This window comes from Moorena sp. SIO3I8 (assembly GCF_010692325.1).
GTDB lineage: Bacteria > Cyanobacteriota > Cyanobacteriia > Cyanobacteriales > Coleofasciculaceae > Moorena.
Genome location: NZ_JAAHHW010000024.1, coordinates 1 through 26,022, shown reverse-complemented (window position 1 = coordinate 26,022; position 26,022 = coordinate 1). Strand labels below are relative to the sequence as shown.

At 43.8% G+C, this 26,022-nt stretch carries 20 protein-coding genes and 1 tRNA gene; 9 read left to right on the top strand and 12 right to left on the bottom strand.

From position 1 onward, the window contains the following. Positions 1-571 precede the first annotated feature (571 nt). Together F6K51_RS12060 and F6K51_RS12055 are read right to left on the bottom strand one after the other, a co-directional pair. Positions 572-1,642, bottom strand: coding sequence for an ABC transporter permease (locus F6K51_RS12060; RefSeq protein WP_293020597.1), 1,071 nt, complete (start codon positions 1,640-1,642; stop codon positions 572-574). Positions 1,643-2,001: 359 nt separating this feature from the next. Then, positions 2,002-2,877 carry an Npun_R2479 family HD domain-containing metalloprotein gene (locus tag F6K51_RS12055; protein ID WP_293020595.1) on the bottom strand — a complete coding sequence of 292 codons (876 nt, stop codon included), beginning with the start codon at positions 2,875-2,877 and terminating at the stop codon, positions 2,002-2,004. A gap of 415 nt (positions 2,878-3,292) precedes the next feature. Here F6K51_RS12055 and F6K51_RS12050 point away from each other — a divergent pair. Then, positions 3,293-3,364, top strand: a tRNA-Gly gene (locus F6K51_RS12050). Positions 3,365-3,377: 13 nt separating this feature from the next. On the opposite strand, the gene F6K51_RS12045 is transcribed toward F6K51_RS12050, so the two are convergent. Together F6K51_RS12045 and F6K51_RS12040 are read right to left on the bottom strand one after the other, a co-directional pair. After that, entirely contained in the window at positions 3,378-4,463 is a 1,086-nt protein-coding gene (locus F6K51_RS12045; protein WP_293020593.1) for a glycerate kinase, read from the bottom strand. A gap of 89 nt (positions 4,464-4,552) precedes the next feature. Then, the gene (locus tag F6K51_RS12040; protein ID WP_293020591.1) at positions 4,553-4,903 is read right to left on the bottom strand and encodes a DUF565 domain-containing protein; all 351 of its coding nucleotides are present in this window, start codon (positions 4,901-4,903) and stop codon (positions 4,553-4,555) included. A 101-nt stretch (positions 4,904-5,004) separates the two neighbouring features. Here F6K51_RS12040 and F6K51_RS12035 point away from each other — a divergent pair, with 101 nt between their 5' ends. Continuing rightward, positions 5,005-6,942 carry a glycosyltransferase family 39 protein gene (locus F6K51_RS12035; RefSeq protein ID WP_293020695.1) on the top strand — a complete coding sequence of 646 codons (1,938 nt, stop codon included), beginning with the start codon at positions 5,005-5,007 and terminating at the stop codon, positions 6,940-6,942. Between the two features lie 130 nt (positions 6,943-7,072). On the opposite strand, the gene F6K51_RS12030 is transcribed toward F6K51_RS12035, so the two are convergent. Both F6K51_RS12030 and F6K51_RS12025 read right to left on the bottom strand, forming a co-directional pair. Further along, the gene (locus tag F6K51_RS12030; protein WP_293020589.1) at positions 7,073-8,104 is read right to left on the bottom strand and encodes a DUF2235 domain-containing protein; all 1,032 of its coding nucleotides are present in this window, start codon (positions 8,102-8,104) and stop codon (positions 7,073-7,075) included. Between the two features lie 685 nt (positions 8,105-8,789). Further along, positions 8,790-12,455 carry an ATP-binding protein gene (locus tag F6K51_RS12025; protein ID WP_293020587.1) on the bottom strand — a complete coding sequence of 1,222 codons (3,666 nt, stop codon included), beginning with the start codon at positions 12,453-12,455 and terminating at the stop codon, positions 8,790-8,792. A gap of 316 nt (positions 12,456-12,771) precedes the next feature. On the opposite strand from F6K51_RS12025, the gene F6K51_RS12020 reads away from it, so the two are divergent. From F6K51_RS12020 to F6K51_RS12005, 4 genes are all read left to right on the top strand, one after another. Then, positions 12,772-13,692, top strand: coding sequence for a circadian clock protein KaiA (locus F6K51_RS12020; protein WP_293020585.1), 921 nt, complete (start codon positions 12,772-12,774; stop codon positions 13,690-13,692). 127 nt (positions 13,693-13,819) lie between these two features. Beyond that, the gene (gene kaiB / locus F6K51_RS12015) at positions 13,820-14,134 is read left to right on the top strand and encodes a circadian clock protein KaiB (protein ID WP_008182352.1); all 315 of its coding nucleotides are present in this window, start codon (positions 13,820-13,822) and stop codon (positions 14,132-14,134) included. Between the two features lie 103 nt (positions 14,135-14,237). Beyond that, positions 14,238-15,797, top strand: coding sequence for a circadian clock protein KaiC (kaiC, locus tag F6K51_RS12010; protein ID WP_293020580.1), 1,560 nt, complete (start codon positions 14,238-14,240; stop codon positions 15,795-15,797). Between the two features lie 149 nt (positions 15,798-15,946). Then, positions 15,947-17,014: an LOG family protein gene (locus F6K51_RS12005; protein ID WP_293020578.1), complete on the top strand. Its 1,068-nt coding sequence runs from the start codon at positions 15,947-15,949 to the stop codon at positions 17,012-17,014. Positions 17,015-17,119: 105 nt separating this feature from the next. Here F6K51_RS12005 and F6K51_RS12000 read toward each other — a convergent pair whose 3' ends face one another. After that, a complete protein-coding gene (locus tag F6K51_RS12000; RefSeq protein ID WP_293020576.1) occupies positions 17,120-18,019 on the bottom strand; it encodes a DUF928 domain-containing protein in 900 nt (299 codons plus the stop codon). A 396-nt stretch (positions 18,020-18,415) separates the two neighbouring features. On the opposite strand from F6K51_RS12000, the gene F6K51_RS11995 reads away from it, so the two are divergent. Together F6K51_RS11995 and bioF are read left to right on the top strand one after the other, a co-directional pair. After that, complete coding sequence (locus F6K51_RS11995) at positions 18,416-18,859, top strand: hypothetical protein (protein WP_293020574.1); 444 nt, start codon at positions 18,416-18,418, stop codon at positions 18,857-18,859. Positions 18,860-18,867: 8 nt separating this feature from the next. Next, positions 18,868-20,037, top strand: a complete 1,170-nt coding sequence (bioF, locus tag F6K51_RS11990; protein ID WP_293020573.1) for an 8-amino-7-oxononanoate synthase — start codon at positions 18,868-18,870, stop codon at positions 20,035-20,037. Between the two features lie 19 nt (positions 20,038-20,056). Here the strand turns inward: bioF and F6K51_RS11985 are convergent, their stop codons facing one another. Beyond that, complete coding sequence (locus F6K51_RS11985) at positions 20,057-21,730, bottom strand: CocE/NonD family hydrolase (protein WP_293020693.1); 1,674 nt, start codon at positions 21,728-21,730, stop codon at positions 20,057-20,059. A gap of 37 nt (positions 21,731-21,767) precedes the next feature. Here F6K51_RS11985 and F6K51_RS11980 point away from each other — a divergent pair, with 37 nt between their 5' ends. Then, positions 21,768-21,941, top strand: a complete 174-nt coding sequence (locus F6K51_RS11980) for a hypothetical protein (RefSeq protein WP_293020572.1) — start codon at positions 21,768-21,770, stop codon at positions 21,939-21,941. Between the two features lie 7 nt (positions 21,942-21,948). Here F6K51_RS11980 and F6K51_RS11975 read toward each other — a convergent pair whose 3' ends face one another. The 4 genes from F6K51_RS11975 to F6K51_RS11960 all read right to left on the bottom strand — a co-directional run bounded on the left by F6K51_RS11975 (position 21,949) and on the right by F6K51_RS11960 (position 25,899). After that, the gene (locus F6K51_RS11975) at positions 21,949-23,439 is read right to left on the bottom strand and encodes an SLC13 family permease (protein WP_293020570.1); all 1,491 of its coding nucleotides are present in this window, start codon (positions 23,437-23,439) and stop codon (positions 21,949-21,951) included. Between the two features lie 381 nt (positions 23,440-23,820). Beyond that, positions 23,821-24,273 carry a cupin domain-containing protein gene (locus tag F6K51_RS11970; protein WP_293020568.1) on the bottom strand — a complete coding sequence of 151 codons (453 nt, stop codon included), beginning with the start codon at positions 24,271-24,273 and terminating at the stop codon, positions 23,821-23,823. A 683-nt stretch (positions 24,274-24,956) separates the two neighbouring features. Further along, positions 24,957-25,376 carry a S16 family serine protease gene (locus F6K51_RS11965; protein ID WP_293020566.1) on the bottom strand — a complete coding sequence of 140 codons (420 nt, stop codon included), beginning with the start codon at positions 25,374-25,376 and terminating at the stop codon, positions 24,957-24,959. 70 nt (positions 25,377-25,446) lie between these two features. Continuing rightward, positions 25,447-25,899, bottom strand: coding sequence for a nucleoside deaminase (locus tag F6K51_RS11960; protein ID WP_081431394.1), 453 nt, complete (start codon positions 25,897-25,899; stop codon positions 25,447-25,449). Between the last annotated feature and the right edge of the window lie 123 nt (positions 25,900-26,022).

The window sequence follows — 26,022 nt, the reverse complement described above, 5'->3', positions numbered from 1 at the left end:
AAATATTTTTTTTATCGAAACTAGGTCTTTTTTACAGTATTTATCGTTGCCAAAAATAGTACTATGTTAAAATTAATTGGAGCGCAAAATGATAACAGCCACTAGCCAGATTTACTATTGTTTAATTGCCGTGATATTCTTCTTTGCTCTGGATTGGGTTTGTATTTTAGGTTCTTCAGTACCTTTTATGCTAAATTTCAACTTAAAAAACTCATAAAGCTTACTGTATAAGGAAAATGAGGCTATTTAACTAACAAAATTTTCTGAATACGGCCTCTTTACACTACTCCCTGCTCCCTTAGCTAAAGTGTTTATTTAGCATAACAAGTACGGAAGATCCGTATTTTATATATTATTGTCTGAGCCAGTAAGTATTTGATAATGGGTAAACACAGCCACAAAACATTCTATTTATAATATTATTGTTCCCTGAGATTTTTTGTTAAAACTGAAGTCTGTGGACTATTGTGGTAAGGGCTAGCGCTCAAGGAGAGCAAGGCTGATGATTGAACCCAGAAAAAAAGGCTTTTTCCAAACTCGACCCATCCTTCCCCCTTGAGTATTAAAATAGCTAGCGCTGTAAACTTCTAGGATCGAGAGCATCCCGCAACCCATCCCCAAGTAAATTAAACGCCAACACCGTCAGAATAATCAGCAGTGCTGGGGGCCAAATCAACCAAGGCTGTAGCACGATGATTGAGGCATTGGTTGCCAAAGACAACAAATTTCCCCAGGACGGGTCCGGTTGCTGAATTCCCAACCCAATTAAACTCAGTACCGACTCGGCCACAATGAAACCAGGAACTGCCAAGGTTGCTGATATAATCACATAGGAAGCTGTCTGGGGCAGAACGTGCCGTACAATGATATAAAAGGGATTCGCCCCCATAGTTTTGGCAGCTTGGACAAATTCCCGCTCCTTAATCGATAACACCTGTCCTCGGATCACTCGTGCTAAGCCAGACCAGCTAATAAACGAGGTAATCAAAACAATTAACAAAAACCGTTGGGCACTAGTTAAACCAGGTGGTAGCACAGCAGCTAAGGCGACGAGTAGGTAAATACCAGGAATAGTCATCAAAACTTCTACCAGACGCATGATGATCCCATCTACCCAGCCGCCGAAATAGCCAGAAATTCCCCCAATGATTAGACCAAGGGGAAAGGAGATCGCAATTCCCACTAGACCAATACTAAGACTAATCCGACCCCCATACACCAAGCGACTAAACTGATCACGAGCTTGCTCATCGGTACCTAATAGATTAATCTTACCCTCACCCACTGTACCGAACAGGTGACGGTTGAAGGGAATCACTCTAAACAACTTATACTCCGGAACTGGAACAAATAGACCCACTGGCGAAGGCTTTTGCCAGTCTACAATCAGTTTGCGATCGCCTGTCTCTAAATCCGTTGGTCCTTGGGTTGTGGGATAGACATGGGGACCAATAAACTTTTTGGTTTGCTGGTTACGCCAGTAGATCTTGGTAGGTGGTAGCAGGGAACCATCTGGCTGAGACACATAAGGATCATAGGGAGCAACAACATCTGCTGCAATGACAATTAGATAAAACGTCAATAATAGCAATGCCCCAAAACGGGCGAGAGGGTTCTTGGTAAGTTTTTGCCACCAGTTCATAGGATTCTGACTAGGATTCTGACTCCGGAAGGGCGAAAAGCACCTCGCGTTTACTTAGTATGGGTCTTATTAGTATGGGTCTTATTAGTATGGGCGTGTCTTGGATTAGCTATGTTTTACCCATACCCCATACTAATAAGATGGTATCGAAATCTGGTGCAACCATCCTTGAGCCAACACCCTTGACCCAACACCGTTCACCCTTAAGCCTTCACCTTTAATAGCTTCTGGTTATATAGCGCTTATCATATTAATGAGGTACACAGGATTTTTTCCCTATTCCCTATTCCCTATTCCCTATTCCCTATTACCTGTTCCCTAAAACCCGGGATTAAAGTACCTCAACAGATTGGTAACTGCTATACATTAACCTTTTGTGTCATTTTCACCATTCCATTTTGATTTTCTGAGTGTTCAACCACAAACACATTGGAGAAGAGATTAGCCGTAATTTGTTTACCTTCCTGAGTTAAGGATAGGTAACGCAAGGCATCCTGAATATAAGGATATACCCCATTCCAGTAAAACTTAGAGTAGCCTTCCCGCAGATCTCCAGGATGGCGGTAGCCAATGGCTTTGTTAAATCCAGTTTCTTCAAACTCGTAGAACAAAGCACTAGTTTTTTTGAGATAGCGTGGGTCACTCAGTTGACCAATCAAGTCAGAGGCGCGAATTAATCCAGGATAGTTACCTGTATCTTGATGATCCCCTTGCTTCGGCACAGGGAAACGAGTCAGTTCAATGTTGCGCTTGATAAACTCGGCATCAATCAGGTTGTGACCACCAAAGCGCTCATCAATAAATAATTTTGCCCGATCGACATGATAAGGAGTCAGAGCAGCATCGGTAGACCCTTGGCGTAAATGAACCATCTCCCCATTTTGACCAGTAGCGTAGAGTCGTTCATTTTCTCGGTCTTGGCGACATACTCCTTTAACATAGCCAATATCATGACATGCCAAAGAAATGATAAAGTGTAACCAATCATGAGGAGTTACACCACCTTCACGGATATGTTTGCCTCGCAAAATCTCTTGTCCGACGAGGGTAACTAGGATGGAGTGTTCCACATTGTGATAGAGGGCATCACTGTTGGCAATATTTTCCATGGCCATGCTGCCAGCCCAAGCAATTATATCTTCGTTGTCAGGTTTGAGTCCCCCGTAAGTTCGGCGGTAGCCTTCCCGGAGTCTTATAACAAAGGCGTTAATTAGAATTTCAGTGGTGTTAAACATGATTTTTGATTGACTTAAATGCTAAGACAAAGTCCAGTATTCCCATGACACTGGCTTAGTTTTACTAGTTTGGTAGATTTAAATTTTTGGTAGTTTAACCTTTTGTATAGCTCCCTTAGGGTTAACACCTCAAAGCTAAACTGGGTGCTCCTTGGGCGCTATACTAGAAGCAATGGGGAAGGCTAATCTTTGTCTACAGCTTACCAAAAAGCCAAGCTGAAGGCCCTGATCAGATCCTGTCCGGGTAATTAACCTTAATAAAAATCTGCCCCATCTCCCTATCAATCTTCTTTATGATGGGTATTATTGCGCAGTTGATCTAGCAATTCTCAATCGGGTGAAGTACCTGACCCAATTAAGAACTGCTATAATACCAATACTTGTTAAATATTAGTTAAAGATTAGTTAAAGGATTGCGGGTGTAATTCAGTGGTAGAATGTCAGCTTCCCAAGCTGAACGTCGTCGGTTCGAGTCCGATCACCCGCTTGTTGGATCCATGCTAACCAGTATACCCTGGTGAATAAATCACACCAGGTGTGTGGTCAGGATTAATTTTAACCACCAAGTCTACTAGATTTGGGTTTCTAGTCAGGGGTGTAATGAATAATTCTGGATGGAGAGCTTTCCAAAAATAGTTGACAAAATCTCTAATTTGTGCATCTCCCATCCCGGACTTCCCCTGAGCAATCATCTGTTTCTCTGCCTGTAGTCGCCATTGCTGACTGAGGCGGTAGTCAGTAGGGTAGAGTACCATCAATCGGTCTAATCGTTCCCACAGCGGTACATAAAGCCTCAGTTGCTGATTCATATCCCGAGCAAACTCTCGGTCTTCCAGGGTCTGAATCGGTTCTGGAAGGGAGCCATCAAACACCTCTGGCTCAATGGGTCGAACCCCAACAAACCACCCTTCAAACAATACAATATCAATACTTTCGACCACCTCTGGAGTGATTCGGTCTCCAGCCCCCCCAAAAGCTGACTTATCAAACCGAGGCACGAGGATTTCTGCGGTAGGGGAAGGGGATCGTAATTGGTCTAATAGCTGTAAACCCAGCTCAACATCATGAGTGCCAGGGGGACCACGCCAGATCAGCCTGGGGTCTTGTTCTTGAAGCTGTTGTCGCTCCTTGTAGGTTTTGTAGAGGTCATCGATAGACAGGGTGAGAGTGCGTTCGCCTAATTTGTGGATAATCACACTTAAGACTGCCGCTAGAGTCGTTTTCCCAGTGCCCTGCCCTCCTAATATGCCTTGAATCAAAGGACGTCCCAGCTGTTTACGACAGGATACCAACGCCATGGCTAAAGGAAGCCAGAGGTTCCAAAGGGATAAGAGAGTCTTTTGCTGTGTTTCAGGAGTAGTTTCAAAATACGGTAGAGCGAGAATATCTGGGTAGACTATCTCAAACAAATGCGATCGCATTTGGATTACCTGTTCACCATTATCCTCTGTGATGCCAAACGCCTTTGCCTTTAGGTGATCAGCCAGTTCCTCAGCCAACAGTTGCTGACATTCCAGGGGATTTGGTGTTTGTCCTGATACCCACTGCTCGAGAATTTGACCAACGCTCTTGGTGTCTCTTTTCATTTATCGTTTGTCGGTCAGTAGTTGCATGGGAAATATCGCTTCTGAGGACTCAGCAGTGATTACTAACTGATTAATAACTGATTACTATTTCAAGAGCCAAGCTTGAAGGCTTCTAAATACATACTGTATACCAGACCAATCTTAAAAGCATTGACTAGATCTGCCAACCATGAAACCCGGTCAACGGTTTGATTTGATTTACCTTTTGGAAATTTACCGCTATAAATCAACCAGCTAAGTGGTTCTGTAAAAATAATCAACATCCCAGATAGTATCAATTCCTGGCCAGTTCCTGCTGTAGTACACAGGCCTTGTCCTACCAAGAAGCCACACAGAAAGCTAATCAGGATCATGGACAGGCGTCGCCAGGGATTAGCAAACCATAGCCCCAGCCGCGTCGATAAAAAATCAACTAAATTATTAAGACGGGTATTCTGCATCTACTACACTCATTTAAACAAGAATAACACACCTGTAGACCATGCTATCCCTTTTGGACTCATGATAGCCTGCTAGACCTCAATCACCCCCTAGCCCATTGATGAAGTTTAAATTAACTAATAGGTTTAAAAATTGGTGGCAATCTTGGCAACAGCATCCCACCACCCTATGGACACTTTCTATTCTGTGGTTACTCCTGATCAGCTGGCTAGCTTTTTTGTGGAATTTGGGCAACATCGGTTTAGTAGATGAAACTGAACCCTTGTTTGCTGAGGCCGCTCGCCAGATGACGGTTACAGGTGACTGGATTACCCCTTATTTCAATGGTGAGACTCGCTTTGATAAACCACCCCTAATCTACTGGTTGATGGCAATTGGTTACCGGTTGATTGGGGTGAATGAATGGGCAGTAAGACTGCCGTCAGCCCTGAGTGCGATCGCATTAACTGGATTAGGCTTTTACACCCTACGATATTATGGGGTTTCCCGTCCTGCTGCCTTGACCCCTGATCTAGATTCTAGTCAGCACAGGGATAGCCAAATCAACCCTTCCTATCTCCAGCGGCAGTTGTGGATCTGTGCCTGGATTGGTTCGACCCTGATGGCAGTGAATCTTCAAACCATTATCTGGGCAAGAACCGGTGTCTCAGATATGCTACTCAGCGCCTGTGTAGGGGGTGCATTACTAAGCTTTTTTCTAGGGTATGCCCATCGAAACCAGAGGAGCACAGGAGCACAGGAGCTCGGAAACAGCGAAACAACTGTTGCTAAAAGCCCCTCACCCCCTCACAAATACCCTTGCGGTTGGTACCTAGCCTGTTATGTGCTCATTGCTCTAGCTATCCTTACCAAAGGACCAGTCGGTATCGTTCTACCCACACTAATTATTGGTGGTTTTCTGCTTTACCTGGGCAATGGCAGGGAAGTATTGCAGGAAATGTGCTTATTTAGAGGCATTGTGATTATTTTGGCTCTGACACTGCCTTGGTATGTATTAGTAACCCTAGCCAATGGGCAAGCCTATAGCGACTCGTTTTTTGGCTATCACAATATTCAACGCTTTACTCGCACCGTTAACCGCCACGCTGGGCCTTGGTATTTTTATTTTCCAGTAGTACTGGTAGCTTTTGCCCCTTGGTCGAGCTACTTGCCGTTTGCGATCGCACGACTAAAATTTTGGCGGCGGGTGCGGTGGCGTAACTCACCCCGTTCTACTCATTTGGGTTTATTTGCTCTGTTCTGGTTTGTAGGGATTTTCGGCTTTTTTACCATTGCTGCCACTAAACTACCCAGCTATGTCCTACCCCTAATTCCAGCTGCCGCCATTCTTTTGGCTTTATTGTGGAGTGACCAACTCACCCATACTAGTAACCTTTCCTGGTCTAGCCCTCTGCCCCTTTCCCCATCCATGCTACTCAGTAGCCTATTTAACCTCTTGTTGTTAATTGCCCTTGCCACCGCCATTTTCTTGGCTCCGGAATATATCGGTAGTGGACCTGCAGCACCCAACTTACCGGAGCAGTTGCAAGAATCGGGCTTAATGGTGAGGGGAGGTATTATTTGGAGTTTAACTGCTATTGTAGCAGCACTATTGCTGTGGCGACGTTGGTTGTTTGGGGTATGGATAGTCAACCTAGTGGGATTTTTAGCCTTTCTTATTTTCGTGTTGACCCCGACTTTCTTATTAGTGGATCAAGTGCGTCAATTACCCCTACGGCAATTATCTGCCATTGCTGTTCAAGAAAAGCAATCCTCAGAAGAATTGATTATGATTGGTTTCAAAAAACCCAGTGTGGTTTTTTACACCCAGCAACCCGTCACCTACATGAGCAAAGGTAAAAAAGCACGAAATTACATGAAAGAAATAGCAGTGACTCAGCCTTCACCTCCCTCAGTTTTGATGTTAGCTAGGAATAAAAGGCTAAAGAAAGCCAAGCTAAAACCTGACCAATATACTACCTTAGCTAGTCTTGGTCCCTATAAACTGATTCGGGTTTCAAAACAAATTTTTGTTGATAACTCTAAACTTAAAAATTGAAAATTAAGTTGTCACACTTCATAATTCATACTTCATACTTCATGCTTCATACTTCACAATTTTATTCAAATAACAAATTACTAATTATTAGCTGTTGACTAGTCAACCAACCAAAATTGACATCATTATTCTACTTCTGTTGCTTCTGTTCTAATAGTTGATTGAGTCTGGAGACGTGCTTTTTAGGCAGATTGCTCGGTCGATAATCTGGCCGCCTCAGCCAGCGTTCTCTTACACTCTCGTGAAGGCGAAACTTATCAGAAATCTCTCGTTCCTTGGTCCCTGTGAACTTGAATAGACCCAGATCATTGTTGAAATCAATTTCATAGTCAATGTTGATACCAGTAGGAATTGCGCTTGGGTCAAACTCAAGACCAAGACCGATCTTGCCGATTGAGTCCATCATCCACTGCAGTGCGCAGTCGGACAAGCCGCTCTGCTCCTGGGAGCCACCACCGACGGAGCCGTGAACCCCTGGAAACCATACTTCAAGAACCTTAAGGTCGCTTTTGTCCATTGGAGTCACGTCAAACACTTTGCGCTGCTCATCAATGGATACAGCGTGCAACCCATGCTTAATAATCGGACTCAAAGAGGTATCGTGGAATCTATACTTTTCGTTGACCTTTTTGTCAAACCGCAAAAAGGGGGATAAATTAGGGATACCAAGGGAACCAACGGTATCCCAGCAGCCAAGCAAGGTAATGGGAACACGTTCTCCGTATTTTTCGCGGAATGCTACCATTTGTTGGTGATTGGGCTTGATATCCCGAGAGCGGTACAGTTCGTAGGCTTCCGGAGCTTTACGGATCTCGGAACGGGATAGCAAGCCTGAGTTATAAATCATTCCAGCGAGACTGCGCACGGTGTAAGCCCCACGACTGAAACCGAACAGGTAGATTTCGTCACCAGGGACGTAGTTCAAGCAAAGAAAGCGATAAGCATCCTGGATATTGCTATCAATCCCTCTTCCAAAAGCGCCACCGAAAAGCTTGCTCTTCAGAGAGTCTTCTGTGCCAATTCCCTCATCGTAGAATACGATTTGTAGAATTCCGTCACTACCCAGTGGTTTAACTGCCTGAGCAATCTTAACCACATTGGTTGGGTAAGTACTTGATAAATCTTGCCATGTTCCATCACAACATACCACAAGACGTTTCATGGTCTACCTCCTTTAAAAAACTTACTTACTCTTACTTACTATTTGAAACTATTTCAATTAATTAAAGTAAATACTTTCGAGCAACTCAGATGATAGAGCGATCGCTCTATTCATTAACCATAAGCAATATTAGATATTTGCACTTATTTTTGTAAAAAGTATTACTTTTTAATCATCCTTTTTTCAACCGTTTATAGTTTTTTGGTTTGCCGTTGCAATTTTTAGTTTTATTATTGTTAATTAGTTTTACAAAAAATTAATTAACAATAATAAAACTAATTAACGATTACGGTATTAATTAGCAACAAATATTAACTGTGATTAACTATAAATGCTAAGGGAAACGTGATCAAAATCCAAATAACTTTGGGTGGATAGGAGCTGTCTTATCCATATTAGCTTTAATTTCGAAAGAAGGCTCACGCCATAATCGTTGATTTGCGGTGGGATGAATTGCGACCAACCAACACATTGGGCGCAGGGCATCCTTATGGTAAACTATCATGATCAGATAGTTAGGAATTGCTTTTGTTTGTACTTGAATGCAAAAGAGGGAGGTTAACAAAACAGTTTGCCATAATTGACTAGATGATCCCCACGGCTGGCTTTGTTCGCAACAAGTGTCTCCAAGACTGGATGGATAATCACGGTGTCAGATAATATGACCGACTTGCATCCCACTCCTTTAAAGGGTTGGGTTCATGACCTGCTTAATCTGTTTCAATAACTGGGTCATTGACTGAGAATTCCAGTGTACAATCTGAGTAGCAATTTTCTCAAGCAGCAACTCCAACTGAGAATTCAAGTTACTACTGTTACTACTCTGGATTACTGGATCGTGCTGCTTAGGGTCTAATCGATGATCCAAAACCAGAATGGGTGGTTGCTCTGGCAATTGAGCAAGAGTTATCAATCCTTTTGAATGTTCTGAAGGATTAGTGAGATCTGTTAATCGAATCAGCAGCAAGTCCACACTTTTTCCCTGAATTTGACGGTATACTTCTGCCCAAGAACAGGCGAGTAAGCTGCAATAACCAGCAGTTTGTAAGTATTGAATCAGTGCCTGTAGCCAAGATGTTGATGATTTTCCAGCCATTGACAACCCGTAGGATAAGTCAGACGATTCAACGTTCAATCTGTTAACCTGTAACGGATTACCCCTAAACTTTGTCCTCTGCTCCCCCGTGTCCATCACTAAAATGGTAGGCTTGCAACTGATTCCAGCTGCCACTTGAATGACTTGCAGTATGGCAGCCATCTTTTGTTGATTATTTGGTGCTAAACAGGGATAGACCGAAAGACCAGTTACTTGATTAGCTGCTTCTGTAGTTTGGTGATCCAGGGTTACTAGTGGTAAACTACTCAAGCCAGGATATGATGAAAACTGATTCAAGTAGATGAAAGGGTCTATCAGTCGAGCACCATTTAATACAATCACATCTGGATTCCAAACCCGGCTCAATAACTCAGCTTGATCGAAATCATCGGCTTCGAGTACCCGATAATTGAGGTCTAAGTGTTCTAGACTCAATAGTGAAGTTAACTCATAAGTCAGTTCAGACGAGTCAGGGTTCTGGTAAGATTCTACAGAATAGCCTTTTCGTCCATCACCAGGATTGAGATAGAGAATCGTTAGCACACTACTGGTATTACTCTCGTCTTTAGCCAGACGAGAAAGGTTTTCTCGTAATGCTTCCTCTTGTACCGGCAAACTTAAGAAACCATCAGCTTTGTTGTGGGTTGCCTGCTGTTTTTCAGCCTGGGTTGCTGTTACCAAAACCGGAATGTGATTAGTTTGGGCATCGGACTTTAGCAGTGTTAGGACATCCCAACCAGAAAGTTTTGGTAGTAGGGGATTGAGTAAGATAGCATAGGGTTGTAAACGACGGGCTTTTTCGATTGCTTCCGTACCAGAGCGGGCAACCACTACCCAATAGCCTAAACTCTTGAGCTGTTCCGTCAATCCTTCCAGGTAACGAGGTACAGCTTCCACAATTAACACTAAACGGTTGGGCGTCGAAGATGGGGGGTGAGAAGTTGCCGTCGGGGCAATCCCTGATAGTTGCTCATCCCAATTGTCCAATTGATCAGAGGAAGCCTGGGGAGGACAAGGGGGGAAGAGTAAGGTAAACTGACTACCGACCCCTGCCTTGGAAATAAACGAGACATCTCCACCATGCAAGTGAGCTAGATGTTGTGTTAAGACTAATCCCAGACCCGTCCCCTCAAAGCTACGAGTCAGAGGCTTTTCCAGCTGTTGGAATTTCTGAAAGATCAAGTGCTGTTTATCAGCGGGAATACCAATGCCAGTGTCCCAGACCGTGAAAGCAATCCAACCTTGCCACCAATTGACCTTCAGACCAATTTCACCACTGCCATCGGTAAACTTAAGGGCATTAGAAAACAGATGCACCAACATTTGCCGTAAGCGCAACTCGTCAGCAATCAGCATTTCTAAACCCGGTTCAATCTCTAGGGTGAATTTTGTGGGATAATCTCGATTGTTGTCCTCGGAGTGTTTTGAGTCTATCTCAGAGCGAGCTTGGTCATAAGCGCGATCGCATACAGTCCGAATTTGCACCGGTTCGACGGTAAGTTTCAGCTGACCAGTCTCCATACGGGTCAAATCCAGAATATCGTTGACCACAGCCATTAGCTTACGTCCACTCTGATAAATTAACTGCGCATAACGGGATTGACGTTGATTGAGTTCCCCTAGGGCTTGGTCTTTCAACAAAGTTGACAAACCCAAAATCGCAGTTATAGGTGTTTTCAGTTCGTGGCTAATGCAAGCTAAAAACTCATCTTTGAGTCGGTTGAGTTGCACTAAATCAGCATTTTTCGCTGCCAGTTCTTGGGCAAAGAGTCGTTGCTCTGTGGTATCTTGAGCCAAGACTAGGTATAATTTAGAGTTGGGTGACTCAGACCTAGAGATTGGAGATCTCGAATAGTCAAAAGCGACCTTAGGCTCGCAACTGTCAGTTTCTAGTCCTCCTTCCCAAAGAGCAGCGATAGCAGGTGACAGAGGAATTTTGACAAACGAGAATACCCGCTCCTGGCTGTTTGAAAGAGTTGGATCAGTTGGCGCAGCGGTTTCCTGGCAGGGGGTATGGTTTCCCCTGGTTTTCTTGACTGGTGATGAAAAGAGCAGCACGCGCTCGTGAATAGTGGTTGCTGCTTGATAGGGAGTATCAAGAGCACAGTATTGCCCAAGCGCAGCTTGTTCAGAGGTTTTGTCTCCCTGGTCAGAAACATTGCCCACAGATAATGGCCATTGTCCTGGAGAGGTCGGAGCAGATTGGTCATGAAAGGTTGGGGAATTCTGGGTATCAGGCTGACGCCACTGGAAGTCTAACGATGTCAAGGGCTCTTCCATCGATTGCTTCAAACCTTCCTTACTGACTTCCCTGGAGACATCATTGGATAACAGACGATTGTAAGAAGAACGGTAGGGTATCTTTTCCCTAGCTCCAGGGTTTTTCTGGGCAGAGGTACTATTCTTAGTGCCTGTGGTGCTACTATTTCCCGGATTCCCCTGGGATGATGTCTCAATCTGCTCACGCCAGGTCAGATTCTCGGCTAAAACTTTTCCCGTCGAGGTTTGTATGCTTAGGGGTAATGGCAGTTGTTCTAACAGTTGGACTAATGGGTTAATGCCCTTGAACTGGGGAGTTTTAGTTAGGGCTTCCTCCTGAGTTTTCAGTCCTGAGTTGATTCGAGATGATAATCCTAGGGAATTGACCCAAGAACTCTTGGCTGTTAATCGATAGTCTGGGTGGTGAGTCCTGAGGGGATTAGGGTTCAGTCCCTTGGGTTGAGTACGCTTTACTATCGATTCAGAACGTTGTTGGGTGAATGTGGATGCTAATGATTTTAACAGCAGCCAACTGTTAAGGAGTCCGATAAATTTCTGGTCCCCATCTACTAATGCCCAGTGTTCCTGATCTCGGATGGGGAATTGGTTAAATTCTCTATCCCAGTTGCTGCCCAACTCCCCTAACCCCCCCTCCCTACTTCCATGGTCTTGTAGGTAGTACCAGAATTGGTTTAGACTCAGCTTACCTGGTAGGATGGTTATGGGTTCAATGATGTTTGGCTCTAGCCAAGATAGTGGTTTGTGAAGAAAACCAGTTGTCATTGTTGTTCCTGAGCTACATACCTTAGCTAAGGAGAGCAGGTGAGGCATGATCTGCCTTAGCTTCACTACTCCCACAGGATATTGGTGTTCGCTGACTACCACAATCGAGTCATGCCTTGAACCATTAAAAATATCTAGCAGAGTAGCCAACTCAGAGGTCCTTTGACAAACAGGAACTAGCTGGGCAAATTTTTGGATACTGGGAGTAGGCATGGACATAACCAATCTAGCTTCAACAGCGGTTGAGCGCTACAGTAGCAACACATCCTCCTAAAGTAGCAACAAAGGAATTCACTCAAGCCCAACAGGGCTAGACTATCCCCTAATGCTTGAAGAGCAAGTACTTTTCAATATACTGCTCAACACTGGGGATATAGTGAGGCGCGAAATCAAAATTAATTTCAATTATCAGACTGTTTCAATTTAATTTAATTTATATTAAGCCCATTGTTAAAAAAAATGTTAAAATCTTACTGGTTTAAGTACTCTTATATAGTAAGAGTACCCAGTTTGTTATTCCAGACCTGTTGTGTTGCTTTCCCAACTAACCATATGTACCCTGATCAGTTCTGATTCCCTAGCTCAATCCCTTTGTCAGGTTTTGGGTAGCGAGCACTATATAATACACTCTACTAGTTCAGAATCTGAATTTTTCGAGGTGGTTGAGCAACATAAACAGGATCTTGATTGTTTGGTATTGCAGGATACCGACACACTTCCCAAGGTGATCCACTACTTGTACTTGCAAGGAACCACCTTACCTGCAGTATTTTTGCGGTCGGACTCCCCACAAATTCCCTCTAGGGTTGACAGCAATCAACAGCTGGCTTATAACCAGACGACCCATAAATTCACCACCAGATCCAGGGCTCATCTGTTCCATCCGGCAGAAGTGGAACTTACTATTCACCAATTACCTGAGATTGGCAATTTCATCCAACAGGCGATCACCGGGTTTTTGTCTCTGGCTCCCGCCTGTAACTTACCCAGGTCAGATGACCCGGTTTATCCTACCCTCGCAGTAGCTAATTACAGTTTCTTGAGTAAGCAGCAGCACCGGTTAGCTGAAAAGCTCAGGGAAAGACTTGGATACCTTGGTGTGTACTACAAGAGAAATCCTCAGCTTTTTTTCCGTAATCTATCTCTTAACGACAGGGATGAGCTGTTAGAACACTTGAAATCAGAGTATCGTCAAATTGTTCTACAGTACTTTGCACCCGGAGATACCCTAAACCAAGACATCGATCATTTTGTAGAAGAAGTGTTTTTTGCGGATATTTCTATATCTAAGATTGTAGAAATTCATATGGAACTGATGGATGAATTTTCCAAACAGTTGCAGCTGGAAGGCCGTAGAGAGGATATACTGCTTGATTATCGCCTGACGTTAATCGACGTGATTGCTCACTTAGGTGAAATGTATCGCCGTTCCATCCCCAGAGAACTGTAAGATCAGCAGAATCGGATCAACATTGAGTAGTAAGCTTGATGGGAGGCTCTCCTAAAAAACCGTTTCCTTGAGTTCCTTGATCCCTTGTATTGACCTTTAACCCATCTTCTCCTAAACTTACGAGCCTATGAGTTCCTATAAAAAAACCTATGTTCTCAAGCTTTATGTAGCTGGGAACACCCCCAACTCCGTCAGGGCTTTGAGAACACTGAAAACTATTCTCGAACAGGAATTCCAAGGGGTTTACGCTCTCAAAGTAATTGATGTTCTTAAGAGCCCCCAACTAGCTGAGGAAGATAAAATTTTGGCAACACCAACCTTGGCAAAAGTTTTACCGCCTCCTGTGCGAAAAATCATTGGGGACCTCTCAGATCGAGAAAAAGTCTTGATCGGCTTAGATTTGCTCTATGAAGAACTCCGTGAAGGAGATTTGGATTTCTAAATAGATTATACCATTTTAGATTAAAGCGTGAAAATTTAGCAAGTCAGCAACACCATTAAACTAAACTTTTTTTTTTGATTAAGAACATTTACTTACGACCAATATGAATCAATTGAATCAAAATGAACAATATCAAAACTCAGTAACAACGGTCGGTGTCCAGAAAATACGGACAATGATCGAAGGATTCGATGAGATCTCTCATGGGGGTTTACCATCTGGTAGAACCACCTTGGTCAGTGGAACGTCTGGCACTGGAAAAACTCTATTAGCCGTTCAATTTCTCTACAACGGCATTAGCAATTTTGATGAAGCTGGTGTGTTTGTTACATTTGAAGAATCACCCACAGATATCACCAAAAATGCATCGAGCTTTGGTTGGGAGCTAAATAAACTAGTTAACGAAGGCAAGCTATTTATTCTGGATGCTTCCCCGGATCCAGAAGGACAGGACATTGTGGGCAACTTCGACCTGTCTGCCCTGATCGAACGTATTCAGTACGCCATTCACAAATACAAAGCCAAGCGAGTTTCCATTGACTCAATCACTGCCATCTTTCAGCAGTACGATGCTGCTTCGGTAGTACGTCGAGAAATTTTTCGCCTAGTGGCACGCCTGAAAAACATTGGCGTAACCACCATTATGACGACAGAGCGAGTTGAAGAGTATGGACCAGTAGCTAGATTCGGGGTGGAAGAGTTTGTCTCGGATAATGTGGTCATTGTCCGTAATGTGCTGGAAGGGGAACGCCGACGCCGTACTATAGAAATTCTCAAGCTGCGGGGTACCACCCATATGAAAGGAGAATACCCCTTTACTATTACCGATCAAGGGATCAACATCTTCCCCTTAGGAGCAATGCGACTGACTCAAAGGTCTTCCATGGCCAGAGTCTCTTCCGGAATAAACACTCTTGATGTTATGTGTGGTGGTGGTTTCTTCAAGGATTCCATTATCCTGGCAACGGGTGCCACAGGTACTGGCAAAACCTTGTTAGTGAGCAAGTTTATCGAAAATGCTTGCATACAAGGTGATCGCGCCATTCTGTTTGCTTACGAAGAATCTCGGGCTCAGCTATCTCGTAATGCATCGTCTTGGGGCATTAATTTTGAGGAAATGGAACAAAAGGGTTTATTGAAAATCCTTTGTTCTTATCCAGAATCAGCGGGGTTAGAAGACCACTTACAACGGATTAAAACCGAAATTGCTGAATTTAAGCCCTCTCGCATTGCCATCGACTCTCTTTCTGCTTTAGCACGGGGAGTCAGCAACAATGCCTTTCGGCAGTTTGTGATTGGTGTGACGGGCTATGCCAAGCAAGAAGAAATAACTGGCTTTTTTACCAATACCACAGATAAATTTCTGGGCTCTGACTCCATTACCGATTCCCATATTTCCACAATTACTGACACAATTATAATGTTACAGTATGTGGAAATTCGTGGTGAAATGTCCCGTGCTATCAATGTGTTTAAGATGCGTGGCTCTTGGCATGATACAGGGATCAGAGAGTACACTATTAGTAAGGATGGACCAGAAATTAAGGATTCCTTCCGCAATTACGAACGAATCATCAGTGGTTCTCCCACTCGTATTCCCCTCGATGAAAAAAGCGAACTCTCTCGGATTGTTAAAGGCGTTCGTGATAAGTCGGTGGAATAATATTGAGTCCGCTTAATCACTTCGTATTCAGGTAAATCGTTAATTGTTAATTGTTAATTGTTAATGGATCCTTGACTATTGACAATTTTTAATTTTCAATTTTCAATTGATGAAAAACCTTTAATGATAAGTAGTCAACTGGATACGATATGACCCTATCTCCTTCTGCGGATGGCTTCAAGTCACTGTCAACCGATTTAGCAACACTGATTGACCAGCTACCTAATCTGGAAAATCGTCAATGGATCAAACGGTCTCTAGCAGTGCTAGTGCGACTAACTGGGGAAGAAATTGACCGTCTAGATTGGAAAATAATAACCGCTTCTCTACAAGATATGGAGCGGGCATTTCAAGTTTTTTATCCCTATCGTCATGTCCGTAAAGTTACCATTTTCGGTTCATCGCGCCTTGCTCCAAATACTCCTGAATATCAGCTGGCAGCTGAATTTGCTCATCATTTAACCCAGCAGGGATTTATGGTAATGACTGGTGCTGGTCCTGGCATTATGGAGGCAGGAAACAAAGGTGCTGGCTCTAAGCATTCGTTTGGTCTGAATATTCAACTACCGTTTGAAAACGAAGCAAATTCGTTTATCGCAGGGGATCCCAAGCTGATTGAGTTCAAGTATTTTTTCACTCGCAAGCTATTTTTTATCAAGGAAACGGATGCGCTTACCTTATTTCCTGGTGGCTTTGGTACTCAGGATGAAGCCTTTGAGTCTTTAACCCTTTGTCAAACAGGACGATTAGAACCAACTCCTTTAGTACTGATTGATAAACCTGGTGGCACCTACTGGAAAGATTGGGATGCTTATATTCAAAAGCACCTCATGCAACGGGGTTTGATCAGTCCAGAGGATTCCAGTCTCTATACCATCACAGATAACTTAGATGTGGCTTACGAAACAATTAATCGGTTTTACCGGGTTTATCACTCTAGCCGCTATGTCAGAGATCAATTCGTCATTCGCCTCAAATCTGAGTTGTCAGATCCTGAGGTTGAACAGCTAAATCAGGATTTTAGCGATATCTTGGTTCAGGGACGGATTGAAAAAAGTCAGGTTTTACCAGAAGAACTACCTGATGAAACTGCTGAACTTCCCCGTCTGGTTTTCTACTTCAATCGACGAGATGTTAGCCGTCTTTACCAGCTACTCGCTACTATTAATCACATGGGTGTTTCTCAAGAGAGTACAACTCATCCGGAACTGAAATAAGGCTTGGATGCTTGCATCCTTAAAATACACAGCAGGCTCGACCAATGACCAATAACGGTAAATGACCCACTCGAGTGCTGGTAATGGAATTAGAGCTACTGGATCTTAAAATTCCAGAAGGGGTGCAAGAGCGATCGCATCTAAGCCAACAGACTGCAATAATTTCACCCAATCCTTGATTAGCAGGTCATTGTCAGAATTTTGCTGACGTAGCTTAGCTAGAGCATTAAGGGTATCATACCACAGCCCTGATCTGGCATAGATAATCGCTTTCTGTTCTAATGTCCCTTGGTCTAACTGATTTTTGAGGGATGGGTTGAGTGACATCCGTTTTACCCACCCTGTCACTACAGGAGACCCCAGTGGCTCACATTTAACCACAAAGTACCAACGATATTGTTTACCAACCTCAAGGGAGGCGACTGTTGATGGAAGTTCGATGCCTACTACACTTGGTGAGGACGATGAGGCAACAAATTTAGTCGAGTAGATTTCGTTATGGTTTTCATCTTGTAGCACAAACTCCAAAGGCAAGTCCGGTGTCAGGGCATAGGGAACATAAAACCAGAAGGTGGGATGAGAAACAACGGTTAAGCCGAAAACTGATTCTGTTCCCGTAGCGTGACCTACGGTCAATGGAATTTGACCATCACTGGCCATGCTGGGAGTAGCAGGAACCAAGGCAGTCAAAGGTTCTTTGACTTTTGGACATTGCCCACGGCTTGCCGCTGCTTTTCGTTTACCGGGTACACCTCGTTCCGGTACATTTGGTGGCATCCAAGCTAGACTGATCCCTAATGGCTGTGGATTTCTTGAAGTAATTCGCTCTTGCTCTCGGTGGTTGTGAGCCACTTCTGCTTTTGGGGAACGTTGATCTGAGTCCAACCGGGAATTGCTAGGATTTGCTGTTGAAATTCCTGGCAAGGCAATACTGCTACTAAAGCTGACAATTGCTAATGTAATTCCTAAGATTGGCGGTGCTAACGGTAGTTTTATCTTGCTCATGATTCATAAAGAGTAATTTTCAAGGAATGTTTCCTTGTGATTGGTCAGGTTATTGGTCAGTTGTTACTTCCTATCCCTAGTTTTTTGGATCTCGTTGCTACTCTCATTATCACTCAATTGAATGAACTATCTAATTTTTTCTACTGACCAGTGATTATTTTCTATATCTAGTTTGATATACAATCTGGTAATTGACTAATCCAGAATTGAAACATAGTTCATTTTCAGGACTTACGTAGCTACTCTACCTGGTGAATTTAGACTATTTCGTAGCAAAAAAATATTATTGTGTCAACTACCTTTTGATAGGGATGGAGAGTTAACAGTTCTGGCAATTCATCACCAACTGCAATCTATAATTTAATTGGGGATAAATGAGTCAATACCATTAGGATCGTGATTAGTTTAGTACCAGACGTGAAAAATTACCAAAAATCTTTTTTTAATCAAAAACTGTTTATCATTGTCTTGTTGCTCAGTGTGGGAGTAACATTACTCAGTAGCTGCTCCCCTAACAAAATGGAGAAGTGCAAGCTGATTGAGGTTGAACCCAGGGAAGTTGAGCTAGACATCAAAGACACTGATATTGAAGGATGGGAATTGGAGGTACTTTGTGGTGACCAACTTTGGGACATCCCATGGTCAGAGATTAATCGCCACTTTAAGATTGACCTCAAGAAGTATTATTCGAAGAATCCACAAGCAGCTCAACGGCAGCTGCAACGACTGGAGCAACGACTAGTTTTCTATAAACAAGACAACAAGAGGGGAAATATCCTATACGGTTCTTTGGATAGTAATCCAGAGTTAGTTGGGGTGAAGGCGAAAAAAGATGATTAGCACAAATAATGCCTACTGACCCTTATGCTTGGCTAAAGCCATCCCTGGCCACGATTGAGAAAGCCAGTTGGTATCGTTCTGTACAAACTGTACAAAGTATGCCTGGTGCTGTGGTGCAACTGGAAGGGCGAGAGGTGATTAACTTTGCTAGTAATGACTATCTGGGACTGGCGGGCTCACCTCCCTTAATTGCAGCCGCAGTTAGTGCTACTAAGGACTATGGTACTGGTAGCACTGGTTCGAGATTACTCACTGGACACCGGGAACTGCATAGACAATTGGAAAATGCGATCGCATCTCTCAAACAAACTGAAGATGCGATAGTCTATAGCTCTGGGTATTTAGCGAATATAGGCACGATTGCAGCGTTAGTAGGGAAACGGGATTTAATCCTAGGGGATCAATACAACCACTCCAGCCTAAAAAATGGGGCAATTTTGAGCGGTGCCCAGGTAATCGACTATGAGCACTGCAATATGGCTTCTTTGCAGGGTCAACTGGTTCAATACCGACAACAGTACCGGCGCTGCTTAATTGTTACTGATAGCGTCTTTAGCATGGATGGTGATTTATGCCCCTTGCCTGAGCTATTAGGGTTAGCAAACCAATTTAATTGTATGCTTCTGGTGGATGAAGCCCATGCTACCGGAGTTTTGGGCGCTACAGGCGCTGGGTGTGTGGAACATTTTGGCTGTACTGGAGAAACGATTATTCAAGTTGGCACCCTCAGTAAAGCCTTGGGGAGTTTGGGAGGGTATGTGGCGGGTTCAGCAGTTTTAATTGATTTCCTCCGAAATCGTTCTCCTAGCTGGATTTACACCACTGCCTTATCTCCAGCAGATACAGCAGCAGCATTGGCAGCAATCCAAATTGTCCAACAAGAACCAGAACGGTGCGCTCAACTGAGGAATAATGTAGAGACTCTCAAACAGTTAATTACTCAGCAGTTGCCTAATCTCAACTGTTTGCCTTCTGAGTCGCCTATCCTGTGCATTTCCATAAATAGTGCTACTGAGGCTCTTACTGTTGGCGAAACCTTGAAAGCAGCTGGTATCTTTGCCCCTGCTATTCGTCCTCCTACAGTGCCTACGAGTCGAATTCGGATCTCAGTTATGGCAACTCATACCCTGGATCATTTCCAGCAGTTAGTTGCTGCTTTGGGGACCTGTCAGCTATAGCGCTTACTTATAATGGCGCTCATTGTTGGTCAGACCTAAAAATAGGTAATAAAACACGAGTTGGATAATCCTCTCCACAACTCACCTTCAAAGTAATAATCTGAGCATCCATCAATCGACTTTCACTAGGGAAAGCCCCGGTGCCGGAATTGACTGGATAAGCCGGAAAACAAGCCCCACTTAAGCTCAAGCGCAACTGATTTCCTTTGGCAATACGCACACAAGTTGCCTGCAATCTAATCCGCCACGGATTAGTAGTATTGTCCCCAGGATTGACCCGTCTATATCCCTGAGTGACATGGGTTACCCTGCCATCGGGATGGACTTCTGACAACACTGCACAGATATCAAAACTCGGAGTATCAGCGGTGCAAAACACCTCAAATACGACATCCCCTACCAAATGTAAATCTTCTGCTAAGGGTTCAGAGGTGTAGGTTAAAACATCTGTGCGACAATCTATGGCAGTGCGATCGCATGAACCGACTGGCATCCCTGCATGACCCCCCATTGCTGGAACTGGACGCCAAGGGTCATGAACTAATAAGTCACAGGATAGATCACAGGTATGCTGGATTTGGGATACTCCCTCTGTCTGCGATCGCTGTTGCATTTCTTGAGACTCTTCTGGGACTAATTTTCCAGAATCTTCCCTGACACTGGCTAAACCGGAAGTTACCAGATAATAAGATTTTTGATTGCCATCAGGCCAACGATCAAAATAACGCCACCGATTAGTTCCCATCTCAAATAGACAAACAGGCGGTTGCTCAACCACGTTGGTATCAATTCCCTTTAGGAACTGGTCAAACCAACGCACTTGCAAGGCATCAACCGGACTATTCGCCTGGGGACCGTAATCCACTGCTCCCACTTTACGCCCCCAAGGCAGGTGCGCCCAAGGTCCAATGATCAGATGCTGGGGCGAACTGCCATGAGATGCCATATCCTTATATAAATGAAGTGTCCCTCGCAAAAATGGGTCAAACCATCCCCCAATGTGTAACATGGGCATGTCTACATCCTGCATCATTCCCTTGGGAGATAGTTTTTGCCAGTATTCATCTGGGTGAGGATGGTCTAACCAGTCGTGATAAAAAGAGTCTGGTGCTAAGTCTTGGAGAATTTGAGGGCGAGCGGGAATTGGGTCATACAGGGGTAAATTCCGAGATGCTGCATACAGCAGTTGATAGGCTTGCTGATCTGACCGCAATCGTGCCGTTTCTGTTGCTAATTGTATCCCCCAACCCAGATTAGCTTGTAAACAAAACGCTCCTCCCTCATAGGCCCAATCGCCATATAAATCATAGCCAATCATCGCTGGACAGATCGTTTTCAGAGCGCTGGGATAGCTGGCAGCAGCGTACAGTTGAGTCATCCCCTGATAGGAAAAGCCATACATGCCCACATCCCCAGTGCTACCGGGTAAAGTTGCTGCCCAGTTCACACTATCAAAGCCATCTTCTACTTCGTGGGCAAACAAATCAAACTTACCCTCTGAAGTGCCCCTCCCCCTGACATCTTGAATCACTACAATGTAACCCTGGGCAGCATACCAAGTGGGATGAGCATAGACTACCGTAGATGCGATCGCTTTTCCATAGGGTTGGCGCATTAGCAAGATGGGAAACTCACCAGCACTATCGGGACGGTAGATATCCGCATCCAGCCGTACTCCATCCCGTGTTACCATTGATGCCGTTTCTTGTTTAACCTTCAACCTTCCAACCTTGGCCAAAAGGCCACGCTACGCGAACAACCTTCCAACCTTCAACCTTCCAACCTTGGCCAAAAGGCCACGCTACGCGAACAACCTTCCAACCTTCAACCTTCCAACCTTGGCCAAAAGGCCACGCTACGCGAACAACCTTCCAACTTTCAACCTTCTAACCTTCAACTTGTAACTTCTAGTCACCCCAACATGGGGATAGCTACAAAATTCATCAACAAACTTACTAGAATTACCCCTACTATATTTAACACTAATCCTACCTTAGCCATGGTATAAATTGGGAAATATTCCTGAGAGTAAACAATTGCATTGGGAGCAGTTGCGACTGGCAGCATAAACGAGAAGGAAGCAGAAATTGCTGCGGGCCACATCAACAAAGCAGGTGATACATTTATAATCGGTGCAGCAGTAGCTAAAATAGGCATAATCAGAGCTGTGGTTGCTGTATTCGAGGTCACTTCTGTCAAAAAGGTCATAAATACACAGATGCAAACCACCATCAAAACCGTTGAAAGTCCCTGCAATCCAATTTGTAAATTATACCCTAGGAATTGAGACAACCCTGACGCAGCAAACCCTTTAGAAATTGCAATTCCACCACCAAATAGCAGCAATATTCCCCAAGGAATTTTGACAGCGGTTTCCCAGTCTAGGAGGTTAATTTTATCCCCCGTCTCTGTTTTTACAGGAACTATAAACATGATCACAGCAATTAGGGCAGCCACACTGGTATCATGAACAAAGTTAGCCACGCCCAGATAGGTTGCCCAACCCGTTAATGTAAAGGAACCGATGGTGATATCTGCCCGAAAAATCCACAACAATGCCATTAACCCAAATAAAATAGCAACGTATTTTTCTCCCTGAGACATTTTCTCCAGTTTCTGGACTTCTTTGTCTGAAATATTAAAATAGTCTGAGGATAAACTGTTATTATCAAGCTTGACTATTATTTTAGTTAAATAGATCCAAGTTAACAATATAAATATCAAAACAGCTGGCACTCCCACCATCATCCATTGAAAAAACGTAATGGCGGTATTGTCTGGAAAGTTTTCTTTTAATTGTGCCAGAAATATCAGGTTAGGTGGAGTCCCGATCGGGGTTCCAATCCCACCAATATTAGCAGCGTAGGCAATTCCAAGCATTAGGGAAGTTCCCAGAGTTTTCCCTACATCAATATTGGGATTAGCAAGAGCCGTTTGTTCGATAATAGAGATAGCTATTGGCAGCATCATCAAGGTGATAGCTGTATTCGATATCCACATCGACAATACTGCTGTTGCTAGCATAAACCCCAAAATTAATCTGCTTGGTTGGGTACCAACAACGCTAATAATGTGGAAAGCAATCCGCTGATGTAGGTTATATTTTTCAACCGCTTTAGCAATAAAAAAAACTGCCATCAATAACAATACTACATCAGAAGCATAGGCGGAAGCAACCTCTTCAGCAGAAACAATTCCTAAAAAGGGAAATAAACCCAAGGGAATTATCGAGGTGGCGGCAATCGGGATAGTTTCAGCAATCCAAAAAATTGCCATGAGAAGCGTTGCTCCTAGCATTATCACAGCAGTTGGTGGTAAATTTTCAGGGAGTAATGCTGGAAAACATGAAAGGAGCCAGCATAGGGTAAAAATACTAACTCCTAGGTAAAAGCTTTTTTTCATCAACAGGACTTACGCAGTAACTCTACTTCTAGTAGTAAGGTGCTTTCTTAACGAAGCCTACACTATCAGCACGTTTGGAGTCCAGTTTTCCGTAAGTCCTGTTGTAAGCATATGCGCTACGCGCACGCTACGCGAACAGCTGCCAGCCGTGAGCTAAAAGCTCACGCTACTTGAGGTGCTATCAGCTATCATGCTAAAACAAACCTCTCAGCAGAGAATTTAATAGTTCGAGATTAATGATAATTGAAAGTCTGGGCAAAAGCCCATCTAAGCATATGCTGATAGCTGATTGCTGATTGCTGATTGCTGATTGCTGATTGCTGATTGCTGTCAAGTGATGAACAGTCCCAGATATCCAGCTATTTAGTTATTCAACATAAATCAACAAGCTACCAACACATCTTGACCCCCAAGCACTCTCATATCCTCTTGATCGAATTCAACCGGTGTACCACTGCGAACTAGTTCAGCAAAGTCGTCATTAGGCACCATCCAGCACAGGGTATACAAACGCTCAGTCCCAGTATTTCTAATTTCATGAATTCCTGTAGGCGGCACTAATAACGTATCTCCAGTCCGCAGCTGAACGATTTTGCCATCGCAGCTAGCTAAGCCTTGACCCTTGAGGATATAGAACATTTCTACTCCAATTTGATGATAATGGAGCGGAGTCTTTCCTCCTGGCTCAAAAATCTCTACACAAAATGTTATTGAAGCATTAGCACTGTCTGGATCGAAGACAATGGCTAAGCGATTTTTATCCTGGGGACTAATACGATAAGCTTGGTAGTCTTTGGGAGACCTAACTACGGGAATCATGCAACGATTATCCATGGTTGATTTATTACTGTTGAGGGTTGACTTTTGATAATTTAATTTATCACTTAATTAGTTAAGTGCTTTGAGAGTTGTCGGAGCATCTTTGACCAACTCAAAGCCAAGCATTGGTTAGAATTGTAAATGGTAACTTGTAGTGAGTAATGTTCGTCAATCATCTAGTAAGATAGTGGCACCATAGTCTTTGAATAGCTGTAGTTTACTTTATCTACCAATTCCTAGCTATTAAATTTAATATTATCTAAATTTTTTTGGGACGATTCACTTACATTCGGTAGAGTTTGTAAAGAAATATGAAATAGTCCTTGAATTCCCCTAAACCTCACAGCCTATACTCCACATTTTTTTGGGGGCGATTGACTTAATCCGTAACAGTTTGTAAAGAAATATGAAATCGCCCTTGAATTTCCCTAAACCCCATAGCCTAGACTCCACCTCAACCAGCAATCTCTATTTGTTTCTAGGTAGGTAATAAATAGGAGTAGATATCTAATTGCTAGGGGGTTGACAAAATTACCTTTTACCTGATCGCTTTTCTGGTTTTCCATGGCCTCGAATCAGATCATCCAAGATTCGGTCTAATCTTTCCACAGCAGCATTAGTCGAAACCTGTTGCGCGCGCTACTTGTTCTTGTAGAGCCGTGAATCGTTCGATACTTGGAGTAAGCGATCGCTTTAATTCAATTACTAAACATCTGAAACAGTTTAGTTCTCCTGTGATGACCATCCCGTGCATCTTGCTGAGATTTGACTTCCTGTTGGTGGAGTAGGGCATTCTCCAACACTTGTTCAATGCGATCGCATAAAATAAATTCCATTTGGTTACGCACATCGTCCGGCACGTCAACTAGGTCTTTCTGATTCTGTTGCGGTAATAGCACTCGTGTGATACCAGACCGGTGCGCTGCTAACACCTTTTCTCGCACTCCACCAATGGGGAGTACTTCACCACTGAGGTTTATTTCTCCCGTCATGGCAGTATCCGTGCGTACCGATTGATTCATCAACAGGGATGCGATCGCTGTTACCATAGTTACCCCTGCAGAGGGTCCATCTTTGGGAATTGCACCGGCAAGTGTCGAAAGCTCGTAAGAGAACAACCAGGAAGCCGAAGAAGTGATTCATTGGAAGCGATCACCATAATCTTTGATTTGGTGTAGGAGGATGTCACTAATACTCTACCTTATCGGTTTTATCTTGCCATTCTTGGAAAGCTCTTAAGGCTTCATCCCGCATCAATTGAATTATTGGAAGTTTGCGATCGCTTATGGGCAAGTCCAATTCCTCGTAAATGAACTGGTCATCAAATCCAATTTGAGCCGCATCAGCTTTAGTATTGGCATAGTAAACCTTGTCCAGCCTAGCCCAGTAGATCGCCCCGAGGCACATCGGGCATGGCTCACAGCTAGTATAGAGTTCGCAACCGGTCAGTTGAAAATTCTGTAAGACCTTGCAGGCATCACGGATAGCTACAATTTCAGCATGTGCCGTAGGATCATTCGTGGAGGTGACTTGATTATGAGCTTTGGCAATAATCTCTCCATCCTTGACAACCACTGCTCCAAACGGACCTCCCTTTCCAGACCTAACGCTGATCACAGATAGAGCAATGGCCTCGTTCATCCTTAAGAGCAAGGAGACTCCCGTTATACCCGTAGGGTTAGCGGGAGACGGGGCTTATAAAGTGCGGACGCAGGTTCCGCACACAGCCCCTCAGGAATTGCGTCCACATGTCCAGTTGACATC

Excerpts from the sequence above, each read along its gene's own strand:
- F6K51_RS12060 (WP_293020597.1), bottom strand. The coding sequence starts at position 1,642 with ATGAACTGGTGGCAAAAACTTACCAAGAACCCTCTCGCCCGTTTTGGG.
- F6K51_RS12055 (WP_293020595.1), bottom strand. The coding sequence starts at position 2,877 with ATGTTTAACACCACTGAAATTCTAATTAACGCCTTTGTTATAAGACTC.
- F6K51_RS12045 (WP_293020593.1), bottom strand. The coding sequence starts at position 4,463 with ATGAAAAGAGACACCAAGAGCGTTGGTCAAATTCTCGAGCAGTGGGTA.
- F6K51_RS12040 (WP_293020591.1), bottom strand. The coding sequence starts at position 4,903 with ATGCAGAATACCCGTCTTAATAATTTAGTTGATTTTTTATCGACGCGG.
- F6K51_RS12035 (WP_293020695.1), top strand. The coding sequence starts at position 5,005 with ATGAAGTTTAAATTAACTAATAGGTTTAAAAATTGGTGGCAATCTTGG.
- F6K51_RS12030 (WP_293020589.1), bottom strand. The coding sequence starts at position 8,104 with ATGAAACGTCTTGTGGTATGTTGTGATGGAACATGGCAAGATTTATCA.
- F6K51_RS12025 (WP_293020587.1), bottom strand. The coding sequence starts at position 12,455 with ATGCCTACTCCCAGTATCCAAAAATTTGCCCAGCTAGTTCCTGTTTGT.
- kaiB (WP_008182352.1), top strand. The coding sequence starts at position 13,820 with ATGAGTTCCTATAAAAAAACCTATGTTCTCAAGCTTTATGTAGCTGGG.
- kaiC (WP_293020580.1), top strand. The coding sequence starts at position 14,238 with ATGAATCAATTGAATCAAAATGAACAATATCAAAACTCAGTAACAACG.
- F6K51_RS12005 (WP_293020578.1), top strand. The coding sequence starts at position 15,947 with ATGACCCTATCTCCTTCTGCGGATGGCTTCAAGTCACTGTCAACCGAT.
- F6K51_RS12000 (WP_293020576.1), bottom strand. The coding sequence starts at position 18,019 with ATGAGCAAGATAAAACTACCGTTAGCACCGCCAATCTTAGGAATTACA.
- bioF (WP_293020573.1), top strand. The coding sequence starts at position 18,868 with ATGCCTACTGACCCTTATGCTTGGCTAAAGCCATCCCTGGCCACGATT.
- F6K51_RS11985 (WP_293020693.1), bottom strand. The coding sequence starts at position 21,730 with ATGGTAACACGGGATGGAGTACGGCTGGATGCGGATATCTACCGTCCC.
- F6K51_RS11975 (WP_293020570.1), bottom strand. The coding sequence starts at position 23,439 with ATGAAAAAAAGCTTTTACCTAGGAGTTAGTATTTTTACCCTATGCTGG.
- F6K51_RS11970 (WP_293020568.1), bottom strand. The coding sequence starts at position 24,273 with ATGGATAATCGTTGCATGATTCCCGTAGTTAGGTCTCCCAAAGACTAC.
- F6K51_RS11960 (WP_081431394.1), bottom strand. The coding sequence starts at position 25,899 with ATGAACGAGGCCATTGCTCTATCTGTGATCAGCGTTAGGTCTGGAAAG.